This window comes from Paenibacillus sp. FSL R7-0216, assembly GCF_037969915.1.
Taxonomy (GTDB): domain Bacteria; phylum Bacillota; class Bacilli; order Paenibacillales; family Paenibacillaceae; genus Fontibacillus; species Fontibacillus rhizolycopersici.
Map to the genome: position 1 here is coordinate 1,565,140 of NZ_CP150222.1, position 12,153 is coordinate 1,577,292.

The 12,153-nt window shown below is 54.1% G+C and carries 10 protein-coding genes; 4 read left to right on the plus strand and 6 right to left on the minus strand.

The window, feature by feature from the left end; translation table 11 throughout:
* Positions 1–25 precede the first annotated feature (25 nt).
* The 6 genes from MKZ15_RS06800 to MKZ15_RS06825 all read right to left on the minus strand — a co-directional run bounded on the left by MKZ15_RS06800 (position 26) and on the right by MKZ15_RS06825 (position 6,487).
* The gene (locus MKZ15_RS06800) at positions 26–775 is read right to left on the minus strand and encodes a GNAT family N-acetyltransferase (protein ID WP_155607552.1); all 750 of its coding nucleotides are present in this window, start codon (positions 773–775) and stop codon (positions 26–28) included.
* Positions 776–794: 19 nt separating this feature from the next.
* Positions 795–2,240, minus strand: a complete 1,446-nt coding sequence (gene rlmD, locus MKZ15_RS06805; protein WP_339820861.1) for a 23S rRNA (uracil(1939)-C(5))-methyltransferase RlmD — start codon at positions 2,238–2,240, stop codon at positions 795–797.
* A 93-nt stretch (positions 2,241–2,333) separates the two neighbouring features.
* Positions 2,334–2,519, minus strand: coding sequence for a CLC_0170 family protein (locus tag MKZ15_RS06810; RefSeq protein WP_193415428.1), 186 nt, complete (start codon positions 2,517–2,519; stop codon positions 2,334–2,336).
* A gap of 12 nt (positions 2,520–2,531) precedes the next feature.
* Positions 2,532–3,755 (minus strand): Ger(x)C family spore germination protein, encoded by a 1,224-nt coding sequence (locus MKZ15_RS06815; RefSeq protein WP_339820863.1) that lies wholly within the window; start codon positions 3,753–3,755, stop codon positions 2,532–2,534.
* A complete protein-coding gene (locus tag MKZ15_RS06820) occupies positions 3,748–4,845 on the minus strand; it encodes an endospore germination permease (protein ID WP_167521262.1) in 1,098 nt (365 codons plus the stop codon). Before MKZ15_RS06820 ends, MKZ15_RS06815 begins: the two co-directional genes overlap by 8 nt.
* Positions 4,793–6,487, minus strand: coding sequence for a spore germination protein (locus MKZ15_RS06825; RefSeq protein WP_339820865.1), 1,695 nt, complete (start codon positions 6,485–6,487; stop codon positions 4,793–4,795). The genes MKZ15_RS06820 and MKZ15_RS06825 overlap by 53 nt, the downstream gene beginning before the upstream one ends.
* A gap of 185 nt (positions 6,488–6,672) precedes the next feature.
* On the opposite strand from MKZ15_RS06825, the gene recQ reads away from it, so the two are divergent.
* From recQ to MKZ15_RS06845, 4 genes are read left to right on the plus strand one after another with little or no spacing between them, the layout of a single operon-like run.
* Positions 6,673–8,505: a DNA helicase RecQ gene (recQ, locus tag MKZ15_RS06830; RefSeq protein WP_339820866.1), complete on the plus strand. Its 1,833-nt coding sequence runs from the start codon at positions 6,673–6,675 to the stop codon at positions 8,503–8,505.
* Between the two features lie 12 nt (positions 8,506–8,517).
* Entirely contained in the window at positions 8,518–10,329 is a 1,812-nt protein-coding gene (locus MKZ15_RS06835; protein WP_339820868.1) for a B12-binding domain-containing radical SAM protein, read from the plus strand.
* A gap of 15 nt (positions 10,330–10,344) precedes the next feature.
* Positions 10,345–11,061, plus strand: a complete 717-nt coding sequence (locus MKZ15_RS06840; RefSeq protein WP_155607545.1) for a response regulator transcription factor — start codon at positions 10,345–10,347, stop codon at positions 11,059–11,061.
* Complete coding sequence (locus MKZ15_RS06845; protein ID WP_339820871.1) at positions 11,058–12,065, plus strand: sensor histidine kinase; 1,008 nt, start codon at positions 11,058–11,060, stop codon at positions 12,063–12,065. Before MKZ15_RS06840 ends, MKZ15_RS06845 begins: the two co-directional genes overlap by 4 nt.
* Positions 12,066–12,153 lie beyond the last annotated feature (88 nt).

The window sequence follows — 12,153 nt, forward strand, 5'->3', positions numbered from 1 at the left end:
ACATACGGGGCAATTCGTCCATGGGCTAGCTCTTCAATATCTTGTCAAGCGTCCCCACATCAAGCAGGTTCACGGTTAGAAACTTTCCTTTATAAAATGCCCCCCAGTTATTAAATACACCGGGCAAGTCCTTTGCTTTTTCTAATGAGTCAACCGGAATCATGGATACTGTCACCTTATGATCATTGCAGTACTGCTTGATATCTTCAATCTTCTGGTGAATAAACGGACACTGCATGCTGTAATAAATCGTCAGTTCCTGATTTTCGATCTGCTGTTTTCTTGCTTTATCCGTAAACCTGGGTAGGGTTCCATCAAAGGAAAGTGCCAATAATTCATATCCGTCTTCGGTAGAGTCCACCGATTCGAACCCGTACTTTTTAGCAAAGGACTGGTTGGAAAGCCAGTTCTTCTGCTTTTTTGCGCCAAGCATACAAACGCCGGACATCCCTTTTTCCTTTGCATCTAAAATGCAGTAATCCATCAAGGCTTTCGCGTAACCTTTTCCTTTAAAATCACCGGAGACCCATAAGCAATAAATATAATAATAATTATGGCCTACCACGGGAGTCCACGCTGACTTTAATGGCGAATACTCAATAAAACAGCATCCCTTAGCGTTTAACTTTCTAAACACATGACCTTCCTTCAATCGCTCGGCAAGCCATGCTCGTTTCGCTTCAACACCGGGGTGAGGTTTCTTGCTTCTGATGATGCAACATAAATGCTCATCTACGAGGTTATCCTGCGTTAAATGAATAAACTCCTCCAGCATGCCTTCATGCCTCCGTCATTTATTTTTTTGACATCAAAACAACCGTCTCCACATGACTCGTCTGCGGGAACATGTCCACCGGTTGCACCCATTCGAGCGCGTAACCGCCGTCCAGCAGCGCCTTGCAATCCTTCGCCAGAGTGGAAGGGTTGCAGGAGACATAGACGAAACGCTTGGGCTTGGTCTTTAAAACCGCTTCAAGGAAGCGGGGATCAAGACCGGTGCGCGGTGGGTCGGCGACGATCACGTCCGGTGTAAATCCGGATTTCACCCAGCGGGGGAGCAATTCCTCGGCGTAACCCGCGTAAAACGCCGTGTTATTTCGCCCGTTGCAAGCGGCATTGGCTTTGGCATCCTCCACCGCCTCGGGGATTGATTCGATCCCGCGAACTTCCTTCGCGTAAGGCGCAAGCCACAGGCCGATCGTGCCAGTGCCGCAGTATGCGTCGACGACCGTTTCCCGGCCCGTTAATCCAGCGGCCGCACGCACGGATTCGTACAACTTGACCGTCTGCAGCGGATTCAGCTGGAAGAAGGCGCGGGGGGATAAGGTGAATTCCAGGTCGCCAAGCGATTCCTGAATGCCGTCCGCTCCCCACAGGATTTCCGTCCGATTCCCAAATACGAGCGAGGTGTTCTTCGGGTTCACATTCATCGCAATGCTGGTTAGTTCCGGCATAGCCAGCCGCAGTTCCTTAATCAATTCGTCCCGGCGCGGCAGCTTGTCGCTGGCGGTCACGAGCGTGACCTGCAGCTGCCCAGATTGAAATCCAACGCGGACGACAAGGGTGCGGACGAGCCCTTGATTGCCTTTCTCCTTGTACACCGGAATACCTAGTCTTTCCAGCACGTTCCGCGTCTTGTCTACCACTTCGTTTACCTTCGGGTGCTGGATCGGGCAGCCGGTAATGTCGATTAGTTTGTGGGAATCGGCAGCATACAAGCCGGCGATCATCCCTTCCTGGGCCATACCTAATTGAAGCTGTGCCTTGTTGCGGTAACCCCAAGGGTGATCCATTCCCAGCATGGGTTTCAGGCGCACATCCTGCAGGCCGGCGTAACGCGCAAACGCCTCGCGGATGATCTCTTCCTTGCCAGCCAGCTGGCCCTCATAGGACATATGCTGGATTTGGCAGCCGCCGCAGATGCCGAATACCGGGCATGGTGCGTCAACCCGGTGTGGAGAACGCTTCTCGATCTCCCGGATCGCGGCGGCGATATATTTGTTCTCAACGCGGGTGACTTCCGCTTTAATGACCTCGCCGGGAATTCCGCCTTCGACGAAAACGGCCTTCCGTCGGTAATAGCCGACGCCTTCGCCGTTAATCCCCAGCCGCTTGATCGTAACGACAATGCGGTCGCCGGAGCGTACCTCATCGGCCTGCTCCCGTTTAGCGATTGACGGCATTGGTCGTGACTGCTTTTTTTTGTCCGAGCGGTTGCCGGAGTAATTGCGTTCTTTCATCAATCCTGATTCTCCATCCTACTGAAGTTTGTACTAGACTCAATATACCATGCGAACCTTAACGGCACCATCACCCGCCCGTGGGATAGGTTCCTACTGCATGATTAAGCTGATCAGCAAACTAACGCTTGCCAAGGAGAGTTGGACCCATCCGAAGAACCTCGCAACCTTTTGTTCCTTTTGCATCTGCCGGACCTTATATACCCTATGATCCACCAGAAGCAGGACGAGTCCGGAGAATAGAAATAGGGCAGCGGTAAAAGCGAGGACACGAAACATCCCAAACACCTCCTATTTTGCTTTTAGGCCGGTTCGACGGATCGAAAGGGCTAGTTTAATGGATATTGGAATATCCGCATACATTTGTTCCCAATCGCTTTTTTGACGGATGTTGCTCTTCCAGAATCCAGGATGATAGGCCCTCACATATTCGCCAAAGCCAAAAATGTCGGAACGGTGGCGCTGCGTTTGGCGGCAGAACTTTTGGAGTAATTTCGTCGCATCCTCTTCAAACGCTTCTTCGATGACGTCGATGTCCGTTTCAGAGCTGACATTCCGTCCTGAATCAAAATGCTCGTCCAGAATCCCTTCTACGTGAATCTTGAGATTCACTTGGGGTTTACCGTCAACGATGCGGACATCGGTTTTCGCATGCCGTTCCGTGATCTTAATCATGGCGTAACCGAGGTCGGGTACTCGAATCAAAGCGGAATAACCTCCGGGATTGTACCCTTTGACTGCCATATAGGCTCCGATATCAACGGCCGTGCCGGTTCCGGCAAGTCGACCTCCGCTGAAGTAAGCCAAACCCTTAATGAGAACATTCTCCTTGCCTTGGATTGCGATGTAAGGCAGGTATCCGTCCTGCCCCCAGTTCGACTCTTCGACCCAAAACTCGCCTATATAATTCGCCGGGAATTTCCCCATCAGGATGGACTTCTCGACCATAGCCTGAAGATATAGCGTAGGCACGCGCTCCAGCGGGGGAGCTACCTTCATAAGTTCCGCCGCTTCGGACTCGGAGACGAGCAGCCACGTGCGGCGGCGGACCTCCGGATTCCGGCGCAAATAATCGTTTAGTTCGTCCAGCCCTTCCCTAGCGATGCCCTTGCTTATCACGATCACCCGCAAATGAATAAGGTAACGGGGATCGGCGATTTGCTGCTGCAGATTGTTCAATGCCTCGTCCAGACTATGCCCATACACTTGAACGACCCACACCGGGCTTTCTCCGTCGCCGCCGCTTCCCGCGCCGCCGTTGCTTGGACCGAGGGGAACTCGACCGGGGACTGCGATTTGGGCGGTCACCCGGAGCATCTTCTTCGGCAAGGGTTCGTTCTTCTGATGGGAAACGACGGGTTCCAGCTTCGCAGTATCGGGAGGAGCCTCATCGATGGCCAGGCCAAGTACCAGGGCCCGGTTTTCAATTTCGACCTGATCCCAGCAGCCGGTCAAATGAAGCGCCAGAGTCATGCTCAGCAAGCCCAATACCCAACGCGCCCGTATTTTACCCATGTTGCTGCCCGCCCTTCCGTCTGATCACAGCTACGATCCACAGAAGAAGAGCGTAGCCGGTCAGGAAGAGATACCCGGCCCCGTCAGCGATTCGAGAAAATTTGTACAGTTGGAGTTGATCCTGTGGGAGCAGGGAGACGGCAAACAATATAGGGATTAACAGGGTAGTTGCAAGACGGTGATCCTGGATCCGAAGCATATGGCTTAGGGAGAGCGAAGTTAGATAATAGTTGGAGAACATGGTCGTGTAAACATTAATCACCCACATAATAATAAAAATCGCATCCAAACGTTCTATGACATCACCGCCAATCGCAATCGAGCGCGCCATTTCCAGGGTGGGATATAACAATTGGAGGGTCTCCTGAACCCCGTAAATCCCGATCGTGGATAAGACCAACAGCAGGTATAAACTGGCGCTGACGGCAATGCCCAGCATTGCCGCCTTCATCGCGTGACGTGGTTTCTCTGTAATTGGAAGCATAATCGTGATGATGAAGGAGCCCAAATAGAGGGAGGCCGGAGATAGCAAAGCCGGCAACCCGTTGATGGAATCATTGCCTAGTAGGGGAAGCCAATTTAAGAGATGCACAGATTTCATCGACATCATGATGACAAAGAGGAAGGGCAAGACGACAAACGGCCAATAGAACAGGTGTATATAGGTGAATTTCACCGTATCCCTTCGGCAGGATAAGGCGACCAGGATCAAGATCATCAGGATACTTATCTCGATGGGAGTTCTTCGGAAGACGACCGTAGACAATACTTCGCCAAACTGGCGGAACAACATCGCCGAGGTGATGAAGAAGCAGGCGAACACAAGAAGGTTGCCGAGCAGGGCAGGGATCTTTCCAATCACCGTCTGGCTGTAACTAAACAGTGTCTGATTACTGAATCTTTGGCTGATCCGGGTATACACGAACAGGCTGAAGATGGCGCAGCAGGTGCCCGCAACGGTCATAAGCGGAGCGGCGCTATCGGCCGATTCAGCGATCGTTTTCGGGAAACTCAGAACGTAGGGGCCAAATATCGTGCTACTGATGACGATGGCCAGCTGAGTCGTGCTGATTTTCTGGGCTTTTTGCATCGGCTTTTCCCTCCGGGTCAAAAATCTTATCGATATTCGCTTGGAACGTGCCTTCAGCGCGCCGCGTATCATCCAGGGCATGAAGGTAACTCGGACGTTTCCCCATCCACCACAGGGGAGCCCGGATCAAGGTATCCGTGAACCCCGCCCGTTTCTTGGCCAGGATGGACTGCAGGAATGGCACACCAAACGATTCCAGGTACAACATATGATTGATGATGAAAATGCTGCCTAACACGACGCCGTACAATCCGAATAAGCCGGCCAGCACGATAAGCGGGAAACGCAGCATTCGCATGGCGATCGCCGCATTATAGGCGGGGGTTGCAAAGGAGCCAATCGTCGTCAGGGCCACGATCACCACGGTGATCGGGCTCGACAGGCCGGCGGAAACGGCTGCTTGTCCGATCACCAGAACGCCAACGATCGACAACGCGCCGCCGATCATTTGCGGCAGGCGAATCGTCGCTTCTCTCAAGATCTCCATCGAAGCTTCCATAATCAGCACCTCCAGCATGGCGGGGAAGGGAACCCCTGCGCGTCCGCCGGAGATCGCCACGGCAAAATCGGTTGGCAAGAGCTCGGGATTGTAGGAGATGACGGAGACGTATAATGACGGAAAAAAAACGGAAAAGAGCAGGGCGATTAATCTGACGAATCGCAGCAAGCTGGCGATCATAAACCGTTCGGAATAGTCGTCAATCGTTTGGAAGTATTGGTCGAACAAAGATGGGACAATTAACGCGAAGGAGGAACCGTCCACCAGAATAGCCACCCTGCCTTCCAATAAGGCGGCCACTGTTTTGTCCGACCGTTCCGTGTTTTGGATTTGCGGAAACGGCGAAATCGGCTGATCCTCGATAAACTGTTCAATGTAACCGGCGTCGATGATGCCGTCGATATCGATTTTGGACAGACGTCGCATGACCTCGCTCACCAATTCCGGATTGGCAATTCCAGCGATGTAGCAGACGGCCGTCTTCGATTTAGTGCGGGCGCCCAACTCGCCGGTTTCGATCACCAGATCGACGGATTGCAGTCGATAACGGATGAGCGACAAGTTTGTCTCCAACTGCTCGATAAATCCATCCCGCGAGCCGCGGATCACCTGCTCGGTTTGAGGCTGCTCGATCGCCCGCTTCTCAACCAACCGGGTATCGAAGGTCACCGCTTCGGCATGACCGTCGATGAACAACAACGTCTGCCCTTTCATGAGCTGATCCAAAAGAACGTTCCATTCGGAGCTTCGCTGACCCAGGTTGGCGTGCACCCGCTCCTGATACACCAGATCAAACAGGTCCACCTGGCGAAGCGGGTCCCCCTCCATCCCTGGCTCAAAGGCAAGGGGCGGAGCTTGTAAAGGAGCAACAATCCCTTCCTGTATCAACTTTGAATCCGTCAAGGACGAGACGAATAACAAAGCGGCGTTGTGTTTGCTCATGATCTTCACTCGGCGGACAACCAAATCCGTAGAGTTTCTCATTCGGTTCTGAATCGAGCTCAGATTGTCGTCCAGATCGGCCTCAAGCTGCCTAGGCCCGCTATCCATGCCGGCGGGAGTGTCTGAGGAAGCTAGAGATTCAGTTGGATGGGAGGGATGTTTTTTCTTGAATGCTTCGTAGTTGGCTTTCCAATCCAGCATATCTGCCGCCTCCGGTCTTAGCACATTATTAATAGAGAGTGTTGGTCTTTTTGGAAAAGTTTATGTACCCGCTGCAGCGGTTGCCCATTTCCCTAAACCCCGGTAAACTTAAGAGTGCATAAAGCCGGTCTGTCCCGGAATCCGGGAGGACGACGGCCTAATGGGAAGTTAGGAGAAATGGTAAAATGAGCACGGATGTACTGACAATGGAACATGCGCAGCAGCTGCTGCAGAAATATTACGGGTATCCCGATTTCCGCGAAGGGCAGCGGCGGATCGTCGAGAGCGTACTGACCGGTGCGGATACCTTGGGCATCATGCCAACGGGCGGCGGGAAATCGATCTGCTACCAGATCCCGGCCTTGATGCTGCCAGGTCTAACGTTGGTCGTGTCGCCGTTGATCTCGTTGATGAAGGACCAGGTGGATGCGCTCACGGCGATGGGCGTCTCTGCGGCCTACATCAACAGTACGTTGTCGGGCAAGGAAGTGAACGACCGCATCCGGGCGGCTCGCCGCGGCGAGATCAAGCTGCTGTATGTGGCCCCGGAACGACTGGAGCTGGACTGGTTCCGCGAGGAAATGAGCGGGTTGACCATCTCTTGCGTTGCCGTCGACGAGGCGCACTGCGTCTCGCAGTGGGGCCATGACTTCCGGACAAGCTATCTGGCGGTCTCCCCGTTTGTCGAGTCGCTGCTGCAACGTCCGATTTTGGCCGCCTTTACGGCTACGGCAACGCCGGAAGTCATGGACGACATGGTCCGCCTGCTTCGTCTTGCGGATCCGGCCGTATTCGTCACCGGCCTCGGCCGGGATAATCTGGCGATGTCGGTGCTGCGCGGCGAGAACAAGCGCGAATTCGTCCTGAATTACGCGAATACGCATGCCCACCAGCCTGGCATCGTTTATGCCGCGACCCGCAAGGAGGTCGACGACTTGTACGAACGGCTGCGCCGCGCCGGGATCCCTGCCGGCCGTTACCATGCCGGCTTGTCCGATAAGGAGCGGGAGGAGAGCCAGGAGGCTTTTCTCTATGACGACATTCGCGTGATGGTCGCAACGAACGCTTTCGGGATGGGGATCGACAAATCGAACGTTCGTTATGTCATCCACTACAATATGCCGAAGAACATGGAAGCTTACGTACAGGAAGCCGGTCGGGCAGGCCGGGACGGCGAGCCCAGCGAATGTATCCTGCTGTTCAGTCCGCAGGACATCATGACGCAGAAATTCCTGATCGAGCAAAATCCCCAAGAAGGGGATCGCAAACGCAACGAATACCGCAAGCTGCAGCAGATGATCGAATATTGCTACCAAACTAGCTGCCTGCGCTGGGCGATGCTGGATTACTTCGGCGAAGCCCACGACCATAAGCCTTGCGGTATCTGCAGCTCCTGCCGGGACGAACGGGAACTCGTCGACATGACTCGCGACGCGCAAATCGTCTTCTCCTGCATTCACCGGATGCGAGAACGATTTGGGGTTTCGCTTGTCGCTTCCGTACTGAAGGGCTCGCAGAACAAGAAAGTGTTGCAGTATGGCTTTGATGCGTTGCCTACATACGGGATGCTACGCACGCGCACGGAGAAGGAGATCTCCGAGCTGATCAACGTATTTATTGCGGAAGGCTATTTAGCTTTGTCGGAAGGGCAGTACCCGGTCGTACGGTTGCAACCGCTGGCGGTTGAGGTGTTGAAGAGTCGCCATCAAGTCATGATGCGCGCCCCGGAGCCCTCGGCTCCATCCAAATCGTCTTCCGGTTCACGGCGCCGTGGGTACGACGAAGGTCCGTCTGCCGTCAATGAGACGGTGTTCGAGCAACTGCGCCTGATCCGTCGGGATTTGGCCGAGAAAGAGCATGTGCCATCCTACATTATTTTCAACGATGCGACGCTGCGCGAGATGAGTGTCGTCTGTCCGACCCACGAAGCGGATATGCTGAGAATTAAAGGGGTCGGTGAAGTGAAGTACCGCAAATATGGAAAGCCGTTTCTGGAGTTTTTTCAAAATATGGAATAGGGTTGTGAACTTGTGAAAGTCATATTGGCGACGCTTAACGCAAAATTTATCCATACCTCGCTGGCCATCCGGCTGCTTAAGGCCTACAGCGGCAACGAGTTCGACATTGATTTGGCGGAATACACGATCAAGGACCCGGTCATGAACGTCGTAGCGGACTTGTTTGGCCGCAAACCCGATGTGATTGGCTTCTCCTGCTACATCTGGAACATCGAGGAGACGATCAAGCTAGTCGCATTACTCAAAAAAGTGCTGCCGGAAGTGAAGATCGTATTGGGCGGACCCGAGGTCAGCTATGACACGGAATATTGGATGGAACGCGCCCCGGAGGTCGACTTTATCGTGATGGGGGATGGCGAGGAGACGTTCCACCATCTGCTGCAAGAGCTGTCCGGAGAACGAAAGTTCCACTTCGTTTTTGGCGCAGCCTACCGCAAAGGGGAAGAGATCGTTTTGAATCCAGGCCGGCCCAAGTCCGATTTGAACACGCTGCCTTCGCCGCATCGGTTCCCCGAGGATATCCCGAACCTTGGCAAACGGATCGTCTACTTCGAGACAAGCCGCGGCTGCCCGTTCAGTTGCCAGTTTTGCCTCTCGAGCATCGAGGTGGGGGTGCGGTATTACGATATTGAACGGGTGAAGGCGGACATTCTTTATCTGATCGAGCATGGCGCGAAGATCATTAAATTCCTTGACCGTACCTTTAACATCAACCGCAGCTATGCGATGGAGATGTTCGAATTTCTCATTAATAACCATCAGGGCTGCGTATTCCAGTTCGAGATCACGGCGGATATCATGCGGCCGGAGGTATTGGACTATTTGGCGGAGAACGCGCCGCCCGGCATCTTCCGGTTCGAGATCGGCGTGCAGTCGACGAATGATCCGACCAACGAGCTGGTGAAGCGCCGCCAGAATTTCACCAAGTTAACCCGGACCGTGACCAAAATCAAGGAGAGCGGCAAAATCGACCAGCATCTCGACTTGATCGCCGGACTGCCGGAAGAGGATTACGCTACGTTCCGCAAGACGTTTAACGACGTGTTCGCCATGCGTCCCGAGGAGCTACAGCTCGGCTTCCTGAAGATGCTGCGCGGTACCGGGTTGCGAAACGACGCCGCCAAATACAACTACGTTTTTATGGACCACGCGCCTTATGAAATCCTGGGTAACGATGTGCTTCCGTTTACGGACGTGATCCGGCTGAAGCGGCTAGAGGATGTGCTGGAGAAATATTGGAATGCGCACCGGATGGACCATACGCTGGAATACCTGGTCACCCGTGAATTTGACTCGCCGTTCGACTTCTTCCAAGGGTTCGGCGATTATTGGGAGGAACAAGGCTGGCAGCGCATCGGTCATCAATTGGAGGACTTGTTCACCCGGCTTCATGAATTTTTAGGCCAACGCGCCTTGAAAGAACCGGAGGTGGTGTTGGGGTTGATGAAGCTCGACTACCTGCTGGGACATAAGTACAAGCCGCGGAAAATATGGTGGGAAGACCGGATGGACAAAGACCGGCGCAGCGATTATTTCCGGGCGCTGGCCGAGACGCCGGGCGCCTTGTCCGAACGATTCGCGGCATACGGCCTGGACGAACGCGACTTGCAGAAATACGCCTGCATGGAGGAACTGCCGTTCTCGCTGAGCGATGTGCTGACCAGGGGAGACGCGGAGAATTCTTCCGGGCCGGGAACCGCAGAAGGGACGCCGCAAGGAACGCTGTTGGTCGTTCTCTACCAGCAGGAGCCGGATGAGCAACCGGTGTTCATCCAAGCGCCTTTAAGTGCCTGGTCCCCGGGGCATCGTACCCTGGCCAAGTGAGGAGTGGACTGAAGGATGTTTACGATCCTGATCGTCGAAGACGACGCCAAAATGGCCGGGATGTTATCCGGGCATATCGAGAAATATGGTTACCGCGCGTTGCGTGTGAACGACTTCGGTCGGGTGCTGGACGAGTTTCGGGAATCTGCCGCCGATATGGTGCTGCTGGACGTCAACCTGCCGAAGTTCGACGGCTTTTACTGGTGCCGTCAAATCCGTGGCTTGTCCACCTGCCCGATCCTGTTCCTGTCGGCGCGCGACAGCGGGATGGATCAGGTTATGGCGCTCGATAACGGTGCTGACGACTACATCACCAAGCCATTTTCCTACGAGGTCGTCATGGCTAAGATCCGCAGCCACTTGCGGCGGGCTTATGGCGATTATTCCGCCAAACAGGAAGAGCGGACCGTAAGTGCGGCGGGGCTGATCCTTTACCCTGAACGGTTTACCGTGACGAATGGAAAAACGAACGTGCTGCTGACGCAGAAGGAAGCGGTGCTCTTGGAAGCGCTCCTGCAAAAGGCGGGCCGGGTCGTCAGTCGCGAGAAGCTGCTGGATCTGATGTGGCAGGGCCATCATTTTATCGACGATAACACGTTAAACGTATATGTAACCCGCATCCGCAAAAAGCTGAAGGAGTTAGGCATGGAGGAAGCAGTGGAGACGGTACGCGGGGCAGGGTATCTGTTTCAAGCGAATGGACATGCCGAAGCCGGGGTGATTTCGGAATGAGGCTGTTTTGGAAGGAGCATGTCCCGCTGCTGCTGTTTCTCGTGCCGCAGATTCTGCTGGTTCCTTTCCTATACTGGTTGGCCGGGACCCGCCAGGCCGAAATTGCCGGTTATGCCCTCCTGCTAAGCTTTACGTTGCTGCTGCTTTACTTGATCTACCGGTACGTTAGCAACCGGGAGGTGTACCGGCGGATGATGGAGCCGCCGCAGACACTGGAGGAGTTGCTGCAGCCGGCGGGGGATACCCCGCTTGCTCTGGCTTTGCATGAACTGCTCGAATCGGGGTACCGGTTATACGAGTCAGAACTCTATCGCTACGGCAAGCAACGCGAGCAGCAATTAGCGTTTTCGGGCCGTTGGGTTCACCAGATGAAGACGCCGATCTCGGTCATTCAGCTCACGCTGGAGAATGAACGCGAGAAAGAGACGCTACCGGAATCCGTGCTCGACAGCATTCAGGAGGAGCTTGACCGATTGCGCAAAGGGCTGGAGATGGCATTGTACACCTCTCGGCTGGAAGAATTCGAGCATGATTTTCACGTGGCACCGGTTCGGCTTTTGGATGTGGTGAATGAGGCCGTAGCCGACCACCGCAAGCTGTTTATCCGTAAGGGAGTGTACCCGGACATTCGCATCGCTGAGGAGCTTGAGGTGTATACCGACAAGAAGTGGCTGATGTTTGTGCTCGGCCAATTGATCACGAACGCGGTAAATTATTCCGCCGGAGTGGGGGAGAAGGTAGAGTTTACCGCATACGCTCGCGGCAAAAAGACGGTGCTCGATGTTCGCGATTACGGTATCGGCATTCTGAAAGAAGATATCCGCCGCGTCTTCGAACCTTACTACACGGGACAACGCGGGCGGCAGTACAGCGAATCGACCGGGATGGGCCTCTATTTGGTCCATGAGGTGTGCAGCCGTCTGGGGCATCGCGTAGAGCTTGCGTCCACGCCGGGACAAGGAACGACTATAAGCCTGCTGTTTGAGCGACAGCGACCGTTATAGAGCACAGGGGTAACGTTGATCGGTTTCTTCAAGGTCAGCGAACCGCTGTTTTTTTTGCCCGAACATAACCTTACAAACATTTAAGATT